The sequence below is a fragment of the Nocardiopsis rhodophaea genome, assembly GCF_039530945.1.
In the GTDB taxonomy this organism is placed as follows: domain Bacteria; phylum Actinomycetota; class Actinomycetes; order Streptosporangiales; family Streptosporangiaceae; genus Nocardiopsis_C; species Nocardiopsis_C rhodophaea.
On record NZ_BAAAPC010000009.1, the window covers coordinates 189539 to 212175 of the forward strand.

The 22637-nt window shown below is 69.0% G+C and carries 21 protein-coding genes; 10 read left to right on the top strand and 11 right to left on the bottom strand.

What is annotated here, in order from left to right; genetic code table 11:
* Positions 1-67 precede the first annotated feature (67 nt).
* On the top strand, positions 68-1510 hold the full coding sequence (locus tag ABD259_RS12405) for an amidase (protein ID WP_344162401.1): 1443 nt from the start codon (positions 68-70) through the stop codon (positions 1508-1510).
* 24 nt (positions 1511-1534) lie between these two features.
* Here ABD259_RS12405 and ABD259_RS12410 read toward each other — a convergent pair whose 3' ends face one another.
* Positions 1535-2668 carry a YeiH family protein gene (locus tag ABD259_RS12410; protein ID WP_344109009.1) on the bottom strand — a complete coding sequence of 378 codons (1134 nt, stop codon included), beginning with the start codon at positions 2666-2668 and terminating at the stop codon, positions 1535-1537.
* A gap of 72 nt (positions 2669-2740) precedes the next feature.
* On the opposite strand from ABD259_RS12410, the gene ABD259_RS12415 reads away from it, so the two are divergent.
* Positions 2741-3649 (top strand): LysR family transcriptional regulator, encoded by a 909-nt coding sequence (locus ABD259_RS12415; protein WP_344109011.1) that lies wholly within the window; start codon positions 2741-2743, stop codon positions 3647-3649.
* 290 nt (positions 3650-3939) lie between these two features.
* On the opposite strand, the gene ABD259_RS12420 is transcribed toward ABD259_RS12415, so the two are convergent.
* Entirely contained in the window at positions 3940-4359 is a 420-nt protein-coding gene (locus ABD259_RS12420; RefSeq protein ID WP_344109013.1) for an ATP-binding protein, read from the bottom strand.
* Between the two features lie 488 nt (positions 4360-4847).
* On the opposite strand from ABD259_RS12420, the gene ABD259_RS12425 reads away from it, so the two are divergent.
* Complete coding sequence (locus ABD259_RS12425) at positions 4848-5693, top strand: SAM-dependent methyltransferase (RefSeq protein ID WP_344109015.1); 846 nt, start codon at positions 4848-4850, stop codon at positions 5691-5693.
* A gap of 111 nt (positions 5694-5804) precedes the next feature.
* Here the strand turns inward: ABD259_RS12425 and ABD259_RS12430 are convergent, their stop codons facing one another.
* A complete protein-coding gene (locus ABD259_RS12430; protein ID WP_344109047.1) occupies positions 5805-6698 on the bottom strand; it encodes a LysR substrate-binding domain-containing protein in 894 nt (297 codons plus the stop codon).
* A 322-nt stretch (positions 6699-7020) separates the two neighbouring features.
* On the opposite strand from ABD259_RS12430, the gene ABD259_RS12435 reads away from it, so the two are divergent.
* A complete protein-coding gene (locus ABD259_RS12435) occupies positions 7021-7950 on the top strand; it encodes a threonine/serine dehydratase (RefSeq protein WP_344109017.1) in 930 nt (309 codons plus the stop codon).
* 140 nt (positions 7951-8090) lie between these two features.
* Here the strand turns inward: ABD259_RS12435 and ABD259_RS12440 are convergent, their stop codons facing one another.
* Positions 8091-8915 (bottom strand): potassium channel family protein, encoded by an 825-nt coding sequence (locus ABD259_RS12440; RefSeq protein ID WP_344162404.1) that lies wholly within the window; start codon positions 8913-8915, stop codon positions 8091-8093.
* A 201-nt stretch (positions 8916-9116) separates the two neighbouring features.
* Here ABD259_RS12440 and ABD259_RS12445 point away from each other — a divergent pair, with 201 nt between their 5' ends.
* The 4 genes from ABD259_RS12445 (at position 9117) to ABD259_RS12460 (ending at position 11776) form a co-directional block, all read left to right on the top strand.
* The gene (locus ABD259_RS12445; protein ID WP_344162407.1) at positions 9117-9803 is read left to right on the top strand and encodes a lysophospholipid acyltransferase family protein; all 687 of its coding nucleotides are present in this window, start codon (positions 9117-9119) and stop codon (positions 9801-9803) included.
* A 303-nt stretch (positions 9804-10106) separates the two neighbouring features.
* Positions 10107-10280 carry a hypothetical protein gene (locus ABD259_RS12450; protein ID WP_344162410.1) on the top strand — a complete coding sequence of 58 codons (174 nt, stop codon included), beginning with the start codon at positions 10107-10109 and terminating at the stop codon, positions 10278-10280.
* Between the two features lie 111 nt (positions 10281-10391).
* Positions 10392-10838, top strand: a complete 447-nt coding sequence (locus tag ABD259_RS12455) for a hypothetical protein (protein ID WP_344162413.1) — start codon at positions 10392-10394, stop codon at positions 10836-10838.
* 260 nt (positions 10839-11098) lie between these two features.
* Positions 11099-11776, top strand: coding sequence for a YdcF family protein (locus tag ABD259_RS12460; RefSeq protein ID WP_344162416.1), 678 nt, complete (start codon positions 11099-11101; stop codon positions 11774-11776).
* Between the two features lie 506 nt (positions 11777-12282).
* Here ABD259_RS12460 and ABD259_RS12465 read toward each other — a convergent pair.
* On the bottom strand, positions 12283-13803 hold the full coding sequence (locus ABD259_RS12465; protein WP_344162419.1) for an aminopeptidase P family protein: 1521 nt from the start codon (positions 13801-13803) through the stop codon (positions 12283-12285).
* A 209-nt stretch (positions 13804-14012) separates the two neighbouring features.
* Positions 14013-14579 (bottom strand): GNAT family N-acetyltransferase, encoded by a 567-nt coding sequence (locus tag ABD259_RS12470; protein ID WP_344162422.1) that lies wholly within the window; start codon positions 14577-14579, stop codon positions 14013-14015.
* Between the two features lie 246 nt (positions 14580-14825).
* Here ABD259_RS12470 and ABD259_RS12475 point away from each other — a divergent pair, with 246 nt between their 5' ends.
* Positions 14826-15929, top strand: coding sequence for a pyridoxal-phosphate-dependent aminotransferase family protein (locus ABD259_RS12475; RefSeq protein ID WP_344162425.1), 1104 nt, complete (start codon positions 14826-14828; stop codon positions 15927-15929).
* Between the two features lie 184 nt (positions 15930-16113).
* On the top strand, positions 16114-16623 hold the full coding sequence (locus ABD259_RS12480) for an NUDIX hydrolase (RefSeq protein WP_344162427.1): 510 nt from the start codon (positions 16114-16116) through the stop codon (positions 16621-16623).
* Positions 16624-16675: 52 nt separating this feature from the next.
* Here the strand turns inward: ABD259_RS12480 and ABD259_RS12485 are convergent, their stop codons facing one another.
* The 5 genes from ABD259_RS12485 to ABD259_RS12505 all read right to left on the bottom strand — a co-directional run bounded on the left by ABD259_RS12485 (position 16676) and on the right by ABD259_RS12505 (position 21640).
* Complete coding sequence (locus ABD259_RS12485) at positions 16676-16981, bottom strand: hypothetical protein (RefSeq protein WP_344109032.1); 306 nt, start codon at positions 16979-16981, stop codon at positions 16676-16678.
* Positions 16982-17148: 167 nt separating this feature from the next.
* Positions 17149-18348: a saccharopine dehydrogenase family protein gene (locus ABD259_RS12490; protein ID WP_344162430.1), complete on the bottom strand. Its 1200-nt coding sequence runs from the start codon at positions 18346-18348 to the stop codon at positions 17149-17151.
* A gap of 395 nt (positions 18349-18743) precedes the next feature.
* Complete coding sequence (locus ABD259_RS12495; RefSeq protein ID WP_344109037.1) at positions 18744-19193, bottom strand: nuclear transport factor 2 family protein; 450 nt, start codon at positions 19191-19193, stop codon at positions 18744-18746.
* Positions 19194-19400: 207 nt separating this feature from the next.
* A complete protein-coding gene (locus tag ABD259_RS12500) occupies positions 19401-20351 on the bottom strand; it encodes a D-alanine--D-alanine ligase family protein (RefSeq protein ID WP_344109039.1) in 951 nt (316 codons plus the stop codon).
* A gap of 56 nt (positions 20352-20407) precedes the next feature.
* Positions 20408-21640 carry an aminotransferase-like domain-containing protein gene (locus tag ABD259_RS12505; protein ID WP_344109049.1) on the bottom strand — a complete coding sequence of 411 codons (1233 nt, stop codon included), beginning with the start codon at positions 21638-21640 and terminating at the stop codon, positions 20408-20410.
* Between the last annotated feature and the right edge of the window lie 997 nt (positions 21641-22637).

Below are 22637 nucleotides of genomic sequence, written 5' to 3' on the forward strand. Positions count from 1 at the left end.
CCCCGTCGGACGCGTTCGTTGGTGTCACGCACGGCAGGGCCGCGAGGGGCGAAACTACAGTTGGGGCGTGGACCGCAACGCGAACGCCGACCTCACCTACGCCGATGCCACCGATCTCGCCCGGAGACTGCGTGACCGTGAGCTGTCAGCGCGCGAGGTCGCGCAGGCGCACCTGGAGCGCATCGAAGAGGTGAACCCCGAGATCAACGCCGTGGTGACCCTCGACGCCGAGAAGGCGATGCGCGAGGCCGCGCAGGCGGACGAGCGGTTGGCCGGGGGCGGTGGGGTCGGGCCGTTGCACGGGATTCCGGTAGCCGTGAAGGACACCCACGACACCGCGGGGATGCGGACGACGTACGGCTCGCCGGTGTTCGCCGACCACGTGCCCGAACGCGACGCGCTGACCGTGGAGCGGATGCGGGCGGCCGGGGCCATCGTCATGGGCAAGACCAACGCGCCGGAGTTCGGCGCGGGGTCGCACACCTTCAATCCCGTCTTCGGGGTGACGCGCAATCCCTACGACCTCGCGCGTTCGGCCGGAGGCAGCACCGGCGGCGGAGCAGCCGCGCTCGCGGCGGGAATGCATCCGCTGTCGGACGGATCCGACATGGGTGGCTCGCTGCGCAATCCCGGGTCGTTCAACAACGTCGTGGGGATTCGGCCGTCGCCCGGGCGGGTACCGCAGTGGCCGTCGTTCCTTCCCTGGGAGCCCATGACGGTCGCTGGGGCGATGGCGCGGACGGTGTCCGACGTGGCGCTGTTGATGTCGGTGATCTCCGGTCCTGACACCAGGGCGCCGACGGCGATGTCCGACCCGGGCTCGATCTTCGCCGGTCCGCTGGACTGCGACATGCGCGGGCTGCGCGTCGCGTATTCCGCGGATTTCGGCGGAGCCCTGCCCATCGAGACCGAGCCCTCCGCGGCGGGCGCCGCGGCGGCCGAGGTCTTCGCCGGGCTCGGCTGCGGCGTCGAGGAGGTCCACCCCGACTTCTCGCGCGCCGATCGGGTCTTTCGTGCCCTGCGCTTCTGGCAGTTCGCCGTTGCCTACGGGTGGATCGTCGACGAGCACCCGGGCCAGGTGAAGGAGGCGCTGGCCGACGACATCGCGCGGGGGCGCCGGATGTCCGGCGAGGACGTCGGTCAGGCGAAGATGGAGCTGGCCGACGTCTACCATCGCTTCCGCGAGTTCTTCGCGGAATACGATGTCCTGTTGCTGCCGGTCAGCCAGGTGGTCCCCTTCGACGCCGGCCTGGAGTACCCCGCCGAGGTGGCCGGTGAGCCGATGGACGACTACCTCCGCTGGATGTCCTCGTCCTCCTGGGTGTCGGCCACGCTGTGTCCCGCCATGTCGGTCCCGGCCGGTTTCACGCCCGGGGGCCTCCCGGTGGGCGTCCAGCTCGTCGCCGAGCACCGCGCGGATCTGCCGCTGCTGCGCTACGCCTACGCCTTCGAGCAGGCGACCCGCTACGGCACACGCCGCCCCGAGGTGCGCCGCTCGGAGCCGACGTGATGCGCGCACGGCTCCGGTCCACATTCAGGTGGCCAGCATGAGGCCGGTGTAGGTCACGAGCAGTATCAGCAGGCTGGCCAGCGCCCCCAAGGCGATGCTGCGCGCGCTCGATGTGGCCAGGGCTCCCAGGCGGACTCCGGTGCCCATCGCGAACAGCCCGGCGGACAGCAGCACGGTCTGCAGGACGCTCACCGGCCCGAGGACCGACTCCGGGAGCACCCCCGCGCTGCCGACGCCCACGGCGATGAGGAACCCGATGACAAACAGCGGGACGATCGGCGGGCGGGCGCGCTCTGGGGTGGGCGGGTGCCCCTCGCGGGGCGCGGGGATCGGCCTGTCGCGGCGTTGCCAGAGGTTGACGGCGACGATCAGCGGGGCCAGCAGCACCACCCGGGTGAGCTTCACGATCACGGCGGGGGCCAGCGCGGCGGCGCCGACCGCGCCTGCTGTCGCCACAACCTGGCCGACCTCGTGCACGCTCGCGCCGGTCCAGATCCCGAAGGTCGCGGAGTCGAGTCCCAGGGTTGTGCGCAGCGTTGGCAGGGCGAGGACCGCGAGGGTGCCGAAGAGGGTGACGATCGCGACCGCGGTCATGACATCGTCCTCGTCGCCTTCGGCCGAATCGTTCATCGCGGCCACCGCCGAGGCCCCGCAGATGGAGACACCGGTAGCGATGAGCAGGCGTCGCTCGCGCGCGATGCCCAGGAGCCGGCCCAGCAGCAGCGTGCCGAGGAAGGTCACCGCGACTCCGCCCAGGACCACGAGCAGCACCGGGGCGCCGAGCGCGAGCACGTCGGGGAGGGCGAGGCTCAGCCCCAGCAGGACGATCCCCGCGCGCATGGGGGTCTTGACCGCAGCGCGCAGCCCTGGGCGCAGGGATTCGGGAACCAGGCCCACGTTGGTGAGTACAGCGCCGAGGACCAGGGCCACGATGAGCGCGCTGACCCCGGGCACCATCCGGTTGACCAGGAGCGCGACCCCGACGCCGAGAGCCGTGAGCAGCAGCCCGGGGACGGCCGCGCGTGCTTGCCCCGGGGTTGGAAGCCTCCACAGCGGTAGCGCGGAGATCCGCCGCTTGGCGGGCGGCGGCGAGGGTAAGAGCGTGGGAGAAGCCGAGGTCGAGGGCTCGGCGGATGGCTCGGTGGATTGTTGACTCACGGGGCCCAACTCTGACCGTCCGCTGGGAGGCTCGGTAGAGCCCTATTACGCATCAGGTCATACAGTGACTGTATGAGTGCGCAATGGCCGGACGTGGCGAGTCTGGAGCTGTTCCTGCTGGTGGTCGAGTACGGCAGCATCGGCCGTGCCGCGACCGAGGTAGGACTGACCCAGGCGTCCGCCAGCCGTCGTCTGGACACGCTCGAACGCGAATTGGGCGTGCCCCTGCTCCTGCGCGACACGACCGGCTCCCGTCCAACCCCCCAGGGCCAGACGGTCGCCGACTGGGCCCACGCGGTGGTCGCGGCCGCCCGCGACCTCGAAAGCGGTGTTGCCGCGCTGCGTCGGCACCGCAAGGCGACGCTCCAGCTCGCCGCGAGCATGACGGTGGCCGAGTACCTGGTGCCGGGCTGGCTGGCACGTCTCCGTGAACTTGAGCCGGCGGTCGAGGTGGGCCTGCAGGTTCTGAACTCCGAAGAGGTGGCCGAGCAGATCCACGGCGGCATGGCGGATATGGGGTTTATCGAGTCCTATGACCTGCCGCGGGACATCGCGGCAACGCGGGTGCGCGTGGATCGGCTGGTGACGGTGGTGGCCCCGACCCACCCCTGGGCGCGTCGCCGCAGCCCGGTCCCCGCCACCGAACTCGCCGCGACCCCGCTGGTGATGCGGGAGCGCGGCTCGGGCACGCGCACGACACTGGAACACGCGCTGGCCGAGGCTCTGGGCGTCGGGCCGACCGCCCCCGCCCTGGAGCTGTCGTCCAACGCGGCCGTGAAGGTGGCGGTGCTGAGCGGTGCCGCGCCGGCCGTTCTCAGTGAGCTGGCGGTCGCCGCCGAGATCTCGGACGGCCGACTGCGCGAGGTCCCAATCGAGGACATCGACCTGCGCCGCCCTCTGCGCGCGGTTTGGCGCTCCCGAACCCGCCTGACCGACCCGGGCGAGCGCCTGGTGCGCATCGCGGCGGGACGGACGGGGTGACGCCGACGGAACCGGTCGGGAGGAGCGGCGCGAGGGACGGCCCGCCGAGCTGGTGCCGCGCCCATCACGCCCGGCCGGCGGCCGCGAAGCGTGCTGGCCGCATCCAGGTGTCGGCGGTGTGTCGCCCACCGGACCCGGCGCGGACCCGTGCGGGCTCGGGAGATGGCCAGAACCACGCCGCCGATCCATCCGGGCGGTCCCCGACCCGGAGCGCCCGTGCGCGGCAGGAGCGCGCCGTGGTCGGGGCCAGAGGCGCGGCCTTCCTCGGTGGTCTCGCCGAGATATCAGCTCTAGGGCCAGGTCAGGCGGAAATACACGCCGGCGTCATCGGGGAGGACGCCCCACGCCTCGGCGAAGTGTGAGACGAGGCCGATGCCGCGAGCGGACTCGGCGAATGGCCCGGCTTTGACATGCAACGGCACCGCTCCCGCGGTGCCGTCGTCTTCGATCTGGACGCTCAGCATACCGGGCGACAGATGCACGACCACGGTAAACCGCCCGCCGAGTCCCGTGGCGGTGTGGCGAATCGCGTTGGTCGCGGCTTCGGATACCAGCAAAACGGCGGTGCCCACGATGTCGTCCGGAATGGTCGGCCGGTGGGTCACGGCCGACAGCATGCCCTCGACCCAGTGCCGTGCCGTGGCGACGTCGTGGGGGTGGCCGCGGAATGTCCGTGTGAATGTGGTGGGGGTGGGGGTGGAGGCGACCACTACTCAGGCCACCTCCAACGTCGAGGACCTGTGGCGCGGGCATGGATCCTGCACGTCAGCGCTCCTCTGCGGCATCGGCGGCGCCCCATACGCACAGCGCCGCCACATAGGACTTGCGTTATTCATCGAATTGCCGTAAGAACTTCTGGCTTCCGACTTCCGGCTTCCAGTCTCTGACCTCCGGATTGCAGCTCCCGGGCACGCGACCGGACGCACTGTCGGACCATGATCCCGCTCCAGACCATGGCGTGCCACGATGCCGACGCTTTTAAACCGATTCGATCATTTAGGCGACATTCCTTCCGCATGCTGGCGCCCCTCGGCTTTGGTCGTGGTTCCGTATACGCCGCACACGCGGTTGGGATCTGCCGCCGAGCGCCGATACATCAGTTGCCGGGGGAGGAATAGGGAAACTCAGGGGGTACAAAGTACGCCACAGGCGTACGATTACAGTTCCCCCCGACGTAGAAGAGGCGGAGGCACCTCCAATGAGCCCCACTGAAGGGACGTCCACTCAGGGCCAGAAATACCTTCCTGACCTGGGGTTGTCTCGCCCCTCTACCGCCCGGGTCTATAACGCGATCCTCGGAGGCAAGGACAACTTCGAGATTGACCGGCAGGCAGCGGATGTCTTCTTAGCCAATCTGCCCCAAGCACGGAAGATCGCTTGGGAGAACCGCGGCGCGCTGATCCGCGGCGTCGAGTACCTCACCGGCACCGTCGGCATCGACCAGTTCCTCGACATCGGGTGCGGACTTCCGATCACGCCCAACACGCACGAAGCCGCCCTGGAGCACAACCCCGCGGCACGCGTGGCTTATGTCGACAATGACCCCATCGTCCTCGCGCACGGCCGCGCGCTTCTCGCGACCGACCGCAACAGTACGGTCATCACCGCCGACCTGCGCGATCCGCAGCACATCCTGCGCCACCCCGACATCACCTCCTTCCTCGACTTCGACCGGCCCGTCGCGGTGATCCTGATCGGCATCCTCATGCACATCAGCGACGCCGAGCAGCCCGGCCGTCTCCTGCACGAGCTCATGGACGCGATGTGCCCCGGAAGTTACCTGTTCACCACGCACTGGCCCGACACCGGTGATCCGGCGCAGGCGGCGTTGTCGCGTGCCTGCCTAGAGACGCTCGGCACCGGCTGGAAGCGGCCGTTGGACGTGATCCGCAGCCAGTTCGACGGCTTGGAACTGCTCCCGCCCGGCCTGGAGTACATCGCGCGCTGGCGCCCCGAAGATCCCACCGCACCGGCCCCGGCCGTCGACGACCTCGAACCCTATCAGCGCACAATGATGGTGGCCCTGGCGCGCAAGAACGCCTGACCGAACGTCGGCTGCGCCGGCGGCGCGGTGTCCCGCAGATACCCGGTGACCGGCGGACGGTGGTGCGCTGGCCCGTCCGTCCCGGGCGCCGGCTTGGCGCTGTCGCTCCTGTCAGGAGACGGCGGTACGACGCAGGGTGGCGACCATCTCCGGCACGGGAGCGGGCGGCCGTCGGCGGTGCACGACGTAGACCTCCCGCACGAGGTCGACTCCGGCGAGAGGCAGCGCAGCCCATCCCCCGGGCAGGGCGGCCCCCAGGATGCTGCGCGGGATGAGTCCGACCCCCACGCCCGCCCGGATCAGGGCGAGCGTGACCTCGTAGTCACGGGTCTCGTAGGCCACCGACAGGGGGACGCCCTCTGCCTCGGCCGCCCGGTCCAGGGAGATCCGGTTGGAGATGCCGGGCGCCCCGCAGATCCACTCCTCGTCGGCGAGGTCCGCGAGCCGCGGCGGCGCGGCGGCCGCCGGGTGGCCTTCGGGAAGGACCAGCAGGAGCGGGTCGACGAGGATCTGTTCGCGGTGCAGTCCGGCCGCCGGGGGCAGGTTCACGCCCGAGTACCGGTGCGTGATGAGCAGGTCTAGCTCTCCCGAGGTCACCAGGCCGTATCCGCCGGGCGGCTCGACGTCGGACAGCGCGAGCCGCACGTGCGGGTGCGCCTCGCCGAACGCGGCGAGCGCGTTGGGCACGAGTACCTTGCCCGCGCTGGCGAAGGTCCCCAGCGCGAGCCTGCGGGGCGCCTCTCCCGCTGTGGCACGCACCGCCGTCTCCGCGTCCCTCAGCTCGCCCAGGACCCGCTCTCCGTAGGCGAGCAGGACCTCCCCGGCCTCGGTGAGCCGGATCCCGGCCCGCCCGCGTTCGACCAGGGAGCAGCCGAGTTCCCGTTCCAGCTTGGCCAACTGCTGGGAGAGGGCGGGCGCCGTGAACGACATCCGCTCGGCCGCCGCCGCGATCGACCCCGCGTGCGCGATCTCCACCAGCACCCGCACCCGGTTCGCGTCGAGCAATGCGCCCACCCACTCCCCCGTGTCCCCGCCGCGCCGCACTCCGACGGCACCGAATCCGGGTGGCTCCGTCGGCACGACGCCCTTTCCCCTGCCCTACGGTGTTCCCGCTGCTCTGCCCCGGCCCTTGCCCGCGACCCGCGCGACCCGCACGAAATCGTCCGGGTGCGACGCGCGTCCCGTTAGGGTGTCGATCCCGGATCGCCTGGCAGCGCACGGGGGCACCCTACGGAACAGGCCAGACATCAATCGACACAAAGTTCTACTTAATGATCCTAAGCAAACCCAACTTTAACTTAATGACCTTGGCAGGCAGAGTCGGAACATGACACCCAGTACCGCGATCCCCGCGAACATCCCGACGGCCGAAGATGTCCGTGCGGCGGCCGATCGCATCTCCATTCACGCGCGACGCACGCCGGTGCTGCACGCGCAGGTGGATGGCCGCACGCTCACGTTGAAGCTGGAACACCTCCAACTCACCGGTGCCTTCAAACTGCGCGGCGCGCTCAACGCACTGATCGCCGGGGAAAAGACCGACAAGGTCATCACCGCCTCCGGCGGCAACCACGGGCTCGGCGTCGCCACCGCCGCCCGACTGCTGGGCATCGCGGCCGTAGTGTACGTGCCCGAGACCGTTCCCGAGGCGAAAGCCCGCCGTCTGGAGGCGTCCGGCGCCGAGGTGGTGCGAGTCGGCGAGCACTACGCAGTGGCCGCCGCGGCCGCGCGGAAGCACGCCGAGTCCACGGGGGTGCGCTACCTGCACGCCTATGACGACCCGTTCGTCGTCGCCGGGCAGGGCACGATCGGCTACGAGATCGCCCACGACGCTCCCGACTGCGACACCGTGGCCGTGGCCGTGGGCGGCGGAGGCCTGGTCGCGGGCGTACGTCTGGGTTCCGGAGGCCGTCGGGTCGTGGCCGTGGAGCCGGAAGGGTGCCAGAGTCTGCACGCGGCGCTGGCCAGCGGGGAGCCGGTCGACACACCTGTGGAGTCGGTGGCGGCCTCCGCGCTGGGCGCGGCCCGGCTGGGGGATGTCCCCTACTCGGTGCTGCGCGAGAACCCGGTCACGCCGGTACTGGTGAGCGACGCGGAGATCCTGGCTGCGCGCGACCGGCTGTGGGACGAGTTCCGCATCGCCGCCGAGCCCGCGGCCGCCGTTCCGTTCGCGGCCTGGCTGGCCGGGCGTGTTCCGGGGGATGACGCGTGTCTGGTCATCTGCGGAGCGAATGCCGACTGGCGGCCCGTCGACTGATCCAGGCCGGAGGAGACCGGAGGTCGGTTCGCCCGGCAAGGGGCCGGGGGCCGGCTGGATCGGCTACGTGAACGGGGTTGCCCCTGTCGCCCCGTCGGGGCCGGGCTCATCGGGGGCCGCCGACAGGCGGCGTCCGGCGGTCACCCACTCCCCGGCGGCTGGGCGGACCCGTCCATGACCGATTCCGGTTCCCGCTCCCATTCCTGGTCGTGGTCGGGGTCCCCTCCCCGCTCCCGCTTGGCGAGCTCGGCCCGCAGGTCCCGGACCTCCGCCATCAGCAGCGCCACCTGCTCCTGGGTGGCGAGGGCGGCCTTCTGGGAGCCCTCGACCTTCTCGGTGAACCACGAGGCCACGGTCCCGGTCACGACGCCCAGGAGAGAGATGCCCCCGATGAACAGCGCCACCGCGATCAGCTGGCCGTGTTCGGTGACCGGGTAGTAGTCGCCGTAGCCGACGGTGGTGATGGTGACCAACGTCCACCACAGGGCCTCATCGAACGCAGAGATGTTGCTTCCGGCCGCTCCGCGTTCCGCGTCGAGAATCGCAAGCGCAGCGACGAACACCACCAGGACGGAGACACACACCGCGTACACGGCGACGTGGCGCCGCAGTGTGCTGGTGAGGCGCCGGTTCAGCACGCTGACGACGGTGATGAGCCGCAGCGCCCGCAGCGGACGCAGGAACGGCGCCAGGATGATGATCAGGTCGAGGATGTGGCTACGAAGATACGCCAGGCGATCACGCGCGAGCGTGAACCCGACCAGGTAGTCGGCCACGAACATTGCCCATACTCCCCAGGTGGTCGCCTCGCAGATGAGCTTCCAGAGCTTGGGGATCTCGGGATGCAGGATCGGCCAGGCATAGGCGGCGAGGAAGAGCAGCGCGGCGGCGGCCAGCGGTAGTTCGGTCTTACGCCGCCACCGTTCGAGGGCATCATCTCCGGTACTCAGGTGCGCGTTATCCACGGCGCACCATTGGATCATGCCGGAGTTGCACTCGGGTCACATTCTTCCCTGGCGCGGGCGATCGCGGAAGCCTGGTGTTCCGGTCCTCGGCCCCGCGCCCGGGGCGCGTCTCGGCTCGCCGGAGGCCGACGCTACATTGTCGTGGCGGAAATGCGTGGCGAACCCGTGATGACGCCACAGACGTCCGACGATCGGAGATCTTTGCTGTACGGCACCATGCGAGCCACCGCGTCGGCGCTGGGCCGAGCGCTCTACCGGCCGACCATCGACGGCCTGGAGCACATCCCCCGCAGCGGTCCGGTGATCTTGGCCGCGAACCACCTCTCCTTCAGCGACAGCGTGGTCATCCCACTCGCCGTGCCGCGCCGCGTTCGCTTCCTCGCCAAGTCGGACTACTTCGAGGGCCCCGGCGTCAAGGGGCGGCTCTCCCGGTTCACGTTCAACGCGCTCGGCGCGGTGCCGGTGCGACGCGGCACGGCGCGCGAAGCGATCGACGCGCTGGAGCTGGGGTTGAAGGCGCTGAGCGACGGGGAGGCGTTCGCGATCTACCCCGAGGGAACTCGTTCGCGCGACGGGCGACTCTACCGGGGACGTACCGGCGTGGCCCACCTCGCGCTGAAGTCGGGCGCGCCTGTCGTTCCGGTCGCGCTGTCGGGCACCGAACACATTCAGCCGATCGGCGCGCGGGTGCCCAGGCTCGCCAAGATCAGCATCCGATTCGGTGCGCCCATGCACTTCGGAGCCGAGTACGCGGGCATGAAACCCGGGCCCGCGCGCCGGGCGATCACCGACGAGGTCATGGCCGCCATCCAGCGCCTGTCCGGCCAGGAGGAGGCGGGGGTGTACAACACCTACCCGTCCGACGTTGCCCCTGACCAGGAGCTTTGACCTGCGACGACGCCGACCGGAGAGCGGTCCCGTGAGGTCGCCTGCGGACCGGTGCAGACCTCTGGTGACGCGCGGAGCGTCGCGCCTGCACCGCGGCAGATAGGTAGGCATCGGTGAGATGACGCCCCCGTCAGGTGCTCCCACAGCTATGCTTGGAACACTGGTCTGCTGCCTCAGTGGTGTTGAGCCAGCAGAGCGGGGCGCGGAACGCAACCCGTCGGGGTCGACGAGACCTTCGTCGAACAGAGGCGATCCTTCGGCCAGCATATGGGCGAAAATCCGGGGTGCGTGGGTGGTCAGGGAGTGGCCTACGACTTCGGCGAAGGACTCGCGCGCGACGGGGTGTATGACGTCGTCGCTCATGCCGAGCGCACGGAGGCGCTGCCGTTGCAACTGTTTCAGCTCGCGCCACGCGAATGGCAGTTGCTCGCCGAGTTCGACCATGGCCGAATCGGCGAATGGGTGCATCGGCCATAGGCCTTCGCGCAGGAGTACCGGGGCGGTAGTCTCCAGCGAGAGCAGGGTCATGCTGTTGATCGGGGCCGGGGGTGCGATGCCGTCGTCGGCGAATTCCAGCACGCTCCGGGAGTGTGGTCCGATCCATGGCAGGATTTGGGCGTCAGTGATCTCGCCGAGTCCCTTGTGTGGCTCCTCTTCCTGGGTGAGTGCGACCATTTCGTCACCGCCCAGGCCGGTTACGACGGTTCGGGCGCCGGTTTCGGCGACTGTCCGCGCCATCTGTGTGAATGGGTGGTGCAGTGGTTCCTCGGCGGGGTTGATCACGTCCCCGTTCACCCATCGGCACTCAGGCGCCAATGGCGGGTACTTCATGGCGTCGATGGCGATGTCTGGGTCGGCGAACTGAACTGCCGATCGCATCTCGGAGCGGCGCCGTATCTGCTGCTCACGCCCAGGTCCTCCGATAATCAGTGTTGCCGTGGGGAACCGGCCTGGGTAGCGCTCGGCCGCGCGGGTGGCCACGGTGCCCGAGTCGAACCCGCCGGTCAGGTGGAACAGGGTGGTTTCCTCGGTTGAGGCGCCCGCACGACGGGGACGTCTAGGACTCCGATGCAGCGCGTGAGGTTGGATACCGCCCACGGCCATATCCTCCTGAGTGACCCTGCAACCCGGGGTGAAGGGTCCGCTCTCCTGTCTAAGGCGGAGACCACCGCGGCGCGCTACGGTCTGCACCACCAGGTCCGCAGTATCGAAGCCGTGCGATATTCCGATCATCGCTTCAATGAGGAGCAACAACGTTGAGGCCTGCCCGCGGTGAACCGACAGGAGGATGCCCGGTGCCCGACCACCACCCGCGCGTTCTGAAGGCCCAGGAGCGTAGCGACGCGAAACTGATCTGGGACTACCACCAGATGGGCCACACTCTTTGGCCGTGTTGTGCGGCTGTGGTGTTCGGATGCCATGACATCGGTGTCGCCGAGCACGCGGCGCGGCTATATGAGGCGGGGATGTTCCCGGTGATGGTAATGACCGGCGCCAGCAGTCCCACGACCGCTGAAAAGTTTCCCGAGGGTGAGGCGGTTGCCTACCGTAGGCGCGCTATCGAATTGGGGGTTCCCGCCGAGGCGATCCTCACCGAGGAACGGGCGACTAACACCGGCCAGAACGTGGAGTTCTCCCGCCAAGTCCTGGAGGAAAACGACCGTCAGGCGTCGTCCCTGATGCTGGTGACCATGCCCTACATGGAGCGTCGAGCGTATGCCACGTGCCGCAAGTCCTGGCCGGAGGTGGAGGTCGTGTGTTCCTCTCAGCCGGTTGGTTTCGACGAGTACGTGCGGGGCGGCGACGAGGCCAGTGTTGTCGAGATGATCGTAGGGGACATGCAGCGGGTGATCGAGTACCCAATCCATGGTTTCGCGATCGCCCAAGACGTTCCGGATGCGGTGTTGGGTGCCTATGAGCGGCTGGTTAAAGCTGGTTTCGATGCGCGGTTGTTGGCGGCATCGAGAGGCTAGGAATTGGATCTGGACACGGCGCGGCGACTCCAGGAGGATGCGGCGTGTACGAGAAATCCGCGTTGCGGTACATTCGCGCCCTCCGGTCTTTCAACCGGAGGGCGTTTGTTGTCGGAACTAGATGGCGCTCCCGTAAGAAGCGTCGTCGACCTCTCCCCCGAGTTCATCAACTGCGGAACAAGCTCCCACCCTGTTGGACATAGTTCGGCGTCGGTGTGCACGCGTGTCCGGCCGCGCACACCACCCGTGGGGTTTCATTGCGCCCTTCCCCTCGGATTCGGAGACTCTTCTACCGAGTTTTTCAACGCGGGCGCGGAACTTGTCCCATGCTCTTTTTGACCTTTTAGCCAATTTTCTTCTGGTGGGTTGATGATAAAAGGCGGCGCTTGGTCCGGGACGGCTCGTCGGCGCCGGGGGTGCCACGATTCGCGGGGGCGGCCTGGTGCCGTCGCACCAGGCCGCGTGGTCCGCTCGCTGATGGCGGTGTCCCTGCGAGCTTCGCGGCGTCAGGCCGCGGGCAGCGTTTCGGCCAGCCAGGCCTCGACCTCGTCGGAACGGCGCGGGAGACCGGCCGACAGGATGCGGTTGCCCTCGGGGGTCACCAGGACGTCGTCCTCAATGCGCACGCCGATACCGCGCAGCTCCTCCGGGACGGTGAGGTCGTCGGGCTGGAAGTACAGGCCGGGCTCGACGGTGAGCACCATGCCGGGCTGAAGGTCGCCGTGGAGGTGGACCTCGGTGCGGGAGGCCGCGCAGTCGTGCACGTCCAGACCGAGCATGTGTCCGGTGCCGTGGAGCGTGTAGCGGCGCTGCAGGCCCTGCTCCACCACCTTGTCGACCGGGCCGTCGAGCAGGCCCCACTCGACCAGGCCCTCGGCGAGGACGCGCTGCGCCGCCCGGTGGTAGGCGAGGAACGGCTGGCCTGGCCTGACGGCGGCGATCGCGGCCTGCTGGGCCTTGTGCACCAGGTCGTAGACGCGGCGCTGGACGTCGCTGAACGTGCCGGAGATCGGGATCGTGCGGGTGACGTCGGCGGTGTAGAGGGTGGTGGTCTCGACTCCCGCGTCGAGGAGCAGCAGCTCGCCGTCGCGCACCGGTCCGTCGTTGCGCACCCAGTGCAGGGTGGTGGCGTTGGGGCCGGAGGCGGCGATGGTGCCATAGCCGACATCGTTGCCCTCCACCCGCGCGCGCAGGAAGAACGTGCCCTCGATGTAGCGCTCGGAGGTGGCCTTGGCCTTGGGCAGGGCGCCGACCACGTCGTTAAAGCCGCGCACGGTGGAGTCGACCGCCTGCTGCAGCTGGGCGACCTCCCACTCGTCCTTGATCAGGCGGTGGTCGTGGAGCGTGATGGCCAGCTCTTCGTCGCGCTCGGCGGCCGCGTCCCACCCCTCCTGGGTGGCGGAGTCGCCGCCGCGAAGCTCAGCGAGGACGGCCTCCAGCGAGCTGTCGTGGCCGCGCACGATCCGGGTGGGGGCGGTGGCCGCGTTGCGTAGAACGTCGGGCAGTGTGCGCACGTCGGCGGTGTTGAGGCCGAGCAGGGCGGCGGACTCCTGGAGGCTCTCGCGGCGGCCGCTCCACAGCTCGCCGTGGCCGTCGAGCCAGAACTCGCCGTTCTCGCGGCTGGAGCGGGGGCGCAGGTAGGCGGTGACGTCGTGCCCGCCCTCGGCGCGCGGCTCGAAGACCAGGCAGCCGTCGTCGGTCTGGTCGCCGGAAAGGTAGACGTAGTCGCAGGCGGCGCGGAACGGGTACTCGGTGTCATTCGAGCGGGTCTTGAGATTGCCCGCCGGGATGACCAGTCGCTCACCGGGGAAACGGGCGCTGAGGGCGGCGCGGCGCCGGGCGGTGTATTCGGCTTGCTCGATGGGCTTGAGGTCGCGCATCTCGGTATCGGCCCACCCGGTGCGCATCCACGCGAGCAGCTCCTCAGACGGCGCCTGCGCCTGCCCGTTCTTGCGCGGTGTGAACACCGGTGCGTCTGCGGAGCTGGTGGATTCCGTCTCGGACTGCGGACGCTCGTGCTCGGACACGGTAGGGCCCTCCTCATCGAGTGCGTGGACTACGGAAGCCGTTTGTGGCGGCTCTCCCCCATCATCGTATGGGTCCCGGGCCGTCGCATCGCCGAGGTACACCGGCCCTGTGGACGACGGGACCGCGGCACCGACGGCGGTCGGAAACCCAGGGTCAACCCCGCCATCACCGGGGAGAGGTCGCCGACGACCGGTGTGGCCCTGTCGGGTTACGGAGCAGCCTCTACGCCACCCTCCACCAACCGCCTGATGAACGGGACGCAGTCGGGGTAGACGATCCCCGGGACGTCGGCGGGGTCGAGTCGCGTGTAGCCGAGTCGGGTGTAGAGCGCGATCGCTTCGGGCTGGGCCGGGCCGGTGATGAGGAACGCCGTGCGGTATCCGGCGCGCCGCGCGGCCGCTTCCAGTTCGGCCATGACCCGGCGGGCCAGGCCGCGGCGCCGGTGGGCCCGGGCGGTCCACACGCGTTTGAACTCGACCGTTCCGCCGAGTCCGCCGCCCGTGGCGGCGGCTTGTTCCAGGTCGTGTTCCCAGCGGCGGAACGCCCCACCGGCGATGACCTCGCCGTCGTGCTCCAGAAGCAGGACGCCGCCGTCCGGAGGGGCGAAGTCGGAGTCGGGGATGGAGTTCATCTCGTAGCGGCCGTTCTCCTCCCCGTAGCGGCGGCAGTACTCGGCGGTGAGCTCGGTGAGCATGGGCGTGGCCAGGGGGTCGGTGATGGCCACGGAGCGCACCGTGATCCCGTCGGACGCCCCGCCCGAGCTCGCATCGACCACTGCCCAGCTGCCTCGGTCCCCTTCACGGGTTGCGCACGCCCCGCTTTGCCCGCTGCGCGACATGTCCACGCGTCGCCCTCCACGCCTCTCGGTCCGGTCCGCCCAACGCTCCGACGGCCACAATGCACGATACGTCCTGTTGCCGCGCCAGTTCAGACGCACTCACTCTCTGCTCCAAGCCTCGTCCTACCCGTGAACAGAGGGTCGGTGATCAGCGGAAAGAAGGCCGCCTTTAGAGTGATCGGCATGGCTTTGAGCGAGCGCATCCTCCTGGGACCTGGACCGAGCAACCCCTACCCCGAGGCGACGGCCGGGCTGGCCGCGCCCCTCCTGGGACACCTGGATCCGGAGTTCATCAAGCTCTTGGACCGGACGTGCGACCGCCTGCGCGCGACGTGGGGGACGACCAATCCGGTGACGCTTCCGCTGTCGGGGACCGGCTCGATCGGCATGGAGGCCGCCTTCGCCAACACTGTCCGCCCCGGCGACGCCGTCGTGGTCGCGGTTAACGGCGTGTTCGGCGTCCGCATGTGCGAGGTCGCCTCCCGCTACGGCGCCGAGGTGATCCGTGTCGACCACACGTGGGGCGAACCGGTGGACATCGAGCGTGTTCTGGCCGCCCACCCCGCACCGGCGATCGTCGCGGCGGTACACGCCGAGACCTCCACCGGTGTCCAGAGCGACATCGCGGCTCTGGGCGCGGCCCTGAGGGCGCAGTCACCGGAGACTCTGCTGCTGGCCGACTGCGTCACGTCACTGGCCGGTATCCCAGTCGCCATCGACGAGTGGGGTGTGGACATCGCCTACTCCGGAACGCAGAAGTGCCTCGGCGTCGCGCCCGGCCTCGCCCCCTTCACCTTCTCCGAGCGCGCCTGGGAGCGCCGGGTGGAGGTGCCTCCGGTCTGGTACCTGGACCTCGGCCTTCTGGGCGCCTACGTCCACGGCACCCCGGGCAGCGGCGGCCGCGTCTACCACCACACGGCCCCGACCGCGATGATCTCTTCCCTGGACGCCGCGCTGGAGCGCATCCAGAACGAGGGCCTGGACGCCATCACCGAACGCCACCGCACGGCGGGCACCCGTCTGCAGGAGGGCTTGCAGGAGATGGGGCTGGAACTGTTCGCGAAGGAAGGCCACCGCCTCCCTCAGCTGACGTCGGTTCGTGTCCCCGAAAACGTGGACTCGGCCAAGGTCCGCGAACGCCTGCTGAACGAATACGACATCGAGATCGGCGCGGGCGTGGGCGACCTCGCCTCGTCGATCTGGAGGATCGGGCTGATGGGACACAACGCCCGCCTCGACCGCGCCGAACTGGTGCTCGCCGCCCTGCGTCGGGTCCTGGAGCGTTAGCCGGGGGCAACCTGTACCAAGCCCGGTACCAACTACCAACGAGGGGCGCGTCCGTCTGGGCGCGCCCCTCTACCGTCTGCGGCCCCGACGGGCGGCCTGCTCATCTCCGGCCGCTCCCCCGGCGGCCGTTTCCTCCCGAGGTCGCGGGCATCCCGCTCTCGCCGGGCTCGTAAGGTAGACCCCCATGAGCCATCCGCCCCAGACCAGCTATCGGTGGTACGCCGACACCGCTGTCCCCGACGGCATGAAGGTCACCCAGGTCTATGGGTGGCTCGTCGACGGCCACGGGCGCGTGATGGCCAGGATCGACAATGGCCACTGGGGCCTGCCGGGCGGCACGCCTGAGCCCCATGACACCGACCGCGTCGCCACCCTCGTCCGCGAGGTCGATGAGGAGGTGCAGGTGCGGATCGCCGACCCCGTATACCTGGGGTACCAGGAAGTCCTCCACCCGGAACAGCCCTCCCATGCCCAGTTGCGTATGGTCGCCCGCATCGTCGAGCTGCTCCCCCGCCGCCCGGACCCGGACAACGGGCGCGTCCACGGGCGGCTGCTCGCACCGTTCGATGCGGTGCTGGACCGCCTGAACTGGGGCCCTTCTTCCGAGGGACAGGCCGCGTGCGCGCGGCGCATCGCCGAGGCCAGGTGGGGGCTGCCCGTCATGTCCCCCACTGCTGGCCCTGCACTGGACTGAACACGGTCCAAGTCGCGAGGCTGCCGCCCCGTCAGGCCGTGGCGTGCGATCGCTAGAGGAACGCCACGCTGCGACCGGTCATCACGGGAGAACCGGTCTCACCGGGCTCCAGAGCGGACACGAACGTGTGGCAATCGGACTCGTCGAAGATCAGCGCACGGGCATCGGTGCGGTTGGTCAGTAGACGAGCGGGAGGAGTCTCGGCCAGTTTGTGGCACATGTAGTTCTGCGGGTTGACGAGGCTGGGCTCGTGAAAGCCGACCGTGTAGGAGAAGGTGCCCTTGGCAGCGTGGGCGGGGGACGCCACGCCACCAAGAATGAGGGCGGCGATGACGAGGACGGCTGCGTAACGCTTCACTTCACTCCAAACGCTGACTGTGATGGCCAATCGGCCACTTTTCAGCACAGCGCACGCTCCGCCTACCGGGACAGCGACACAATCCCCCTTATCCGTCTACCCGTATCCCGGTATAGCCAGAATGCCCCCTTTACCTGGTCACCCGGCAGAATCATTTCGCCACTCTGCTAGGCGGATTCCTCTTCCTTGAGGAGGCGGAATGCGATGCCCTGGTTTCGCAGTCGGGCGGTCAGGGCGTCACCCATCGCGATGGCCGGGGTGACCTGGCCCGCCGTCGCCGGGAGATCGTCGTGGGCCATGCACAGCGCGGCTTGGGAGAAGATGACAGCCGTGGCGTCGTAGGGGTCACCGCCCGCGACCTCCGTCACCACACGACGCCCGCCGCCTTCCCCGAGGAAGCGCAGCAGGAAGCTTCCCGTGGCGCGTTCGTCCTCCGACGGGCCCTCGCCCTGCTGGCGCTTGCCGAGCAGATAGTCACGAATTCGGGGGATCTTGGCAGCGACGACCAACCCACCCGCGCCAGCGGCCGTCCCCGCCGCGCCTACCAGACGCCGCGTCACCATGTATTGGCCATACCGGAAGTCGGGTCCATACCGGTCGAGAGCAGCAGCCGATCGCCGGATGATCTGCGGGTCCAAGGTCGGCATCGGCAGCGCCCACCCCTTGGTCAACCGGGTGCGCGGCACAGGACGCTGGTCGATCCGGGCACGTCGTCCCGTTCCACCGCCTTCGGCACGCGACAGGTGCCGCTCCTTGGCGGCCCGTTCCTTCGCAGCGCGCGCGGCGGCACCCTGGTCAGCGACCATCCCGATGAGGCTGTGCCAGGTACCCCCGGACGGGGTCATCGACATACGGACGAAGCCTTCGATGGTGATCGGAACGTCCTCGGGCAGGTGCTGGACGGTGAAGTAGGCCCCGAGGTCGTGGGGTACGGAGTCGAACCCGCAGGCGTGGACCAGGCGGGCGCCGGTACGCAGCGCCTCCTCGTGGTAGCGGGCGTACATCTGGTCGACGAAGACCGATTCCCCGGTGAGGTCGATGTAGTCGGTCCCAGCCCGCGCGCAGGCGGCCACCATGGGTTCGCCGACAGCGGCGTAGGGACCGGCAGCGGCGGCAACGACCCGGGCGGACTCGGCGACCGACCGCATCGAGTCGGGGTCGGCGGAGTCGGCGATCAGCAGGTCGAGGTCCGCGCAGGCCGGGTTGATCCCGGCAAGGCGGCCGCGTACCGCTTCCAGCCGTGTCCGGTCCCGCCCGGCCAGAGCCCAGCGCGTGTCGGCCGGGGCGTTGGCGGCGAGACGGTCGGCGGTGAGTCCGCCGCTGAATCCGGTAGCCCCGTAGAGCACGATGTCGTATGGCCGTTCCATTCGACAATTCTATGTGGATACGCAGGAGGGTGGCCGGGTGCCCCCTGTGCTTCCCCTGACTCGTGACTCGGGGGCACCCGGCTCCGGGAGGTCGACCCACCCCGCTCAGTGATGCACTCCGGGGATCCCTCTCCCGGCTTGCGCACGCGGACTCTTGAGGGGCGCGTGGCGGAATCGGAGAGGGAAGAGAGTGACGATGGCGGATCAGCGCCGTCCGCTGTCTCCTCCCTGGTTCGTCCTTGGGGAATGGCAGAAACATCCAGGTCTGGTTGGGATAAGCGGGGCGGGCGGCTGTGCAAACTGCGCTCGCTAGCTGGGAAAACTCAGGGAGAGGTTGGCTTCCCCAAGCGCCGGGCAATGCCCTGAAGCACTTCACTCGCCAGATCGTGAGATCGCTAGCCCTTCATGGCGTCGCCCCAGCCGCTCTGGACCATGGTCTGGTAGGCCCACTCGCCGTCCGACTTCACCAGCACGTCAGCGTAGTGCATCTTCACCGTCCCGTCCTTCGTGGTCATGGTGGCCTCCGTGAACACCAGCGCCAGTTGCGCGCTCAGGAACACCGGCGTCCGCACGGATTCCGTCTTCAGGTCCGCGGATCCGTCCGGGACCTCGTGGGCCAGCATCTTCAGGTACTGATCGCGGGTCCACTGAGCGGCGACACCGTTACCCTCGGAGTCGTCGCTGACCAGGTTCATCGGGAACATCCCCATGTTCACCATGCCCTCGGCGTCCGACTTCTCGGCGCGCTCGTCGTAGCGGGCAAACCAGCATTCGAGGCTTTTCAGATCGTCCGCCGTCGGCGTATAGCCGGTCGCGATTCCGTGCGTCTGGTTCGAGAACGTCATGCCTCACCTTTCCGAAAGCCCCCGCGGCACACTCGTCCGCCCGCGCCAGGTCGCAGATCGTACCGTACGTCGTACGCGATACCGCAACAGAATTCCGATGGCTTTCGCGGGCGCACCAACAAAAGGGGTCAGTGGCTAGCTCATTTGAGCCAGCCACTGACCCCTTGGTGTCGCTGTAGGGCGCCTACGGCGCGCGCAGGCGGGTGATCAGCAGCGCAGCATGGCGCGGTGGGCGAGTTCGCGGCAGGTGAGCGCGAAGTCGCGGTCGGCGGCCTCAACCGCCATCGGGAAGGTGGAGGTCTCGGTCATCCCCGGGGCGACATTAACCTCCAGGAAGCGCACCGTGCCCTCGTGGTCGACGATGAGGTCGGTCCGCGAGAGGTCGCGCAACCCCAGCGCCCGGTGGGCGGTCAGGGCAGCATCCGAGGCGGCCCGCACCGTCGCGTCGTCGAGGCGGGCAGGGCAGAAGAACTCCGTACGTCCGGCCGTGTAGCGCGCGGCGTAGTCGTACACGCCGCCGTCCGGCACGATCTCCACGGGCGGAAGCGCCACCGGTCCCTCGCCGGTGTCCAGGACACCGACGGCGACCTCCGTACCGCGCACGCGCTCCTCGATCAGGGCCGTGTCGCCGTAGGCGAAACAGCTCACCAGCGCCGCCGACAGCTCCTCGGCCGAGTCGACCGGGGTCGCGCCGAACGCCGAACCGCCCTGGTCGGGCTTGACAAACAGGGACTCCCCCAGCGTCGCCACGATGCGCTCCAGCAGCGCGGGCGCGCCCAAGTCGTGGAACGCCGATTTCGGCAGCGTCACGCCACGCGGCACCGCCACACCCTGCTCAGCCACCAACGCCTTGGCCGTCGGCTTGGCGAACGCCACCCGGCACGCCTGGGGCGGTGCACCGACGTAGGGGAGGCCGCTGAGCTCCAGGATCTCTCGGACCGCTCCGTCCTCACCCAAGGCACCGTGCAACACCGGGAACACGACCTGCGGCGGGTCGTCGCTGAGCATGCCGAGCAGCCCCGAGTCGACGTCGGCGACCTGAACTTCGACGTCGAGGCGGCGCAGCGCCTCGGCCACGCGTCGCCCCGAACGCACACTGACCTCGTGCTCCGGCGACATCCCACCCGCGAGTACGAGCACACGGTCGAGATCGGCCACGGTCCTGCCTTCCTTCTGTTCTGCTGATGCCACCACGGCGGATCGCGCCTTGCGAGTCAGGGGATATCGGGCGTCGGTGCGTCACTGCCGCTCGTGGGCGGGACCGACGTGCTGCCGAACGTATCACGCAGCGACGTCTCGCTCTTGATCACGCCGACGAGCCGCCGCACGCCCTCGCGGATCTGATCCGGCGTGGGGTAGCAGAACGACAGGCGCATGTGGCGGTGCCCCTCGTCCCCGGCGTAGAACCCGGTGCCCGGGACGTAGGCAACGCGCTCGCTCACGGCGCGCGGCAGCATGGCCTTGGCGTCGAGCCCCTCGGGCAGGGTCACCCAGACGAAGAAGCCCCCCTCGGGACGGGTCCAGGTGGTCCCGGCCGGCATGAGCGCGTCGAGCGCGCCGAACATGGCGTCGCGGCGCTCCCGGTACATCTCGTTGAAGTCCTTGATCTGCTCCCGCCACGGGTGGGTGGACAGGTAGCGCCCCACGACCATCTGGTTGAAGGTGGAGTGGCTGAGCATCGCGGATTCGGCGGCCAGCACGAGCTTGGCGCGCACCGCAGATGGGGCCAGCGCCCAGCCGATGCGGAACCCCGGCGACAGCGTCTTGGAGAAGGAGCCCAGATAGATGACGTTGTCGGGCGCGTCGGCGCGCAGCGTGGGTTCGGCCTCGCCCTCGTAGCGCAGCAGGCCGTAGGGGTTATCCTCCAGCACCAGCAGGCCGTAGCGCTGGCAGATCTCCAGCACGCGGCGGCGGCGCTCGGTGGTGAGGGTGACGCCGCCGGGGTTTTGGAAATTGGGGATCGTGTAGAAGAACTTGACCGGCCGCCCCTCGGCGGTGAGCCGAGCCAGCGTCTCTTCGAGGGCCTCGGGGATCACGCCGCTGTCGTCCATGGCGATGTGCCGGATGTCGGCCTGGAAGGCGGCGAAGGTGTTGATGGCGGTGACGTAGGTAGGCGCCTCGCACAGCACGACGTCACCGGGGTCGACGAAGACGCGGGTGACGAGGTCGAGCGCCTGCTGGGAGCCCACGGTGACGATGACGTCGTCGGCGTCGGCCTCGATCCCTTCGAGGCCCATCACCTCGCAGATCTGTTCACGCAGCACGGGGTCGCCCTGGGCGGAGCCGTACTGCAGGGCCGTGGGGCCCTGGTCGGCGATGACCTCCTGCACGATCTCGCCGATGCGGTCCATCGGCAGCGCGCTGACGTTGGGCATACCGCCCGCGAGGGAGACCACTTCGGGGCGCGATGCGACGGCGAAGAGTGCCCGGACCTCCGAGGCCACCATCCCCTGTGCGCGTGCGGCGTAGGCGCCGACGTAGGGGTCGATTCGCGAGCCCTGTGTCGAGGGCTGCCGGTGGGGTTCTCGGGGATCTTGGGACACGATCCACCTCCGCTGGGATTCGCCATTGTGTTGATGACATGTGGGACGCGCGGATGACGGTATTGGTTCGCATTGGCGCCGTTTGTCACCGCATGTCACCGCGGCGGGTTCGCTAGTAGCCGCGCGATCACCGGCCTCAGACGACACAGTGATCACAGCTCAGTGTATGCGGCCGCGTCCAACACCGGCGGCACCGGCCCCCGCCTCGCGGGCAGGACGGGCCTCCCGGCGGGGCCACGGGGCGTGCCACCCGATGGCGGCCCCGGCCCGATGCCGCACGCCTCCGCCGAACGCAAAGCGGACGACCGGGAAAGAAATCGCCTCCCGCGACACCGTGCGCCTCATTTCTCACGCCCTTCTTATGCGACGGGTGCTCCGGCGATCCGATTCGACCGAGCATTCCACCGATGTTCGACGGGGAATTGTCGACCGGATGCGGACACACTGGCGCCTTGAATCAGTCGGCCACCATAGAGTGAGGGGCATGCACTCATGAATACTTCACATATGCCCCAGATGTTCACCCCTGCCATTGATACGATCTTTTATTTCCGCGAACTTCGGACATCGCAAACGAGGACGTGGTGAATTCGGACAGCGAATTCATTGTCGGTCGCGAACATGCGATGGCGGTCATCGAACGCCTCATGACCCGGCCCGGTCCCGACGGTACCCCGACCGGGGCACGGCGTCCGATCCTGGTGTTCGAAGGCATGCGGGGAATCGGCAAGTCCGCCCTACTCCACCAGATCGCCAGAGTTCCGCGTCAGAAGGTGCCCTTACGCCCATATCGACTTCCACCACATTCCGCAGGCGGATGCGGACCAGATCCTGGCGGCTCTCGCCTTCAAACTGAGCAGCTACACGCCCAACTACGGTCGCATCAGCTTCCCCCGGTTGA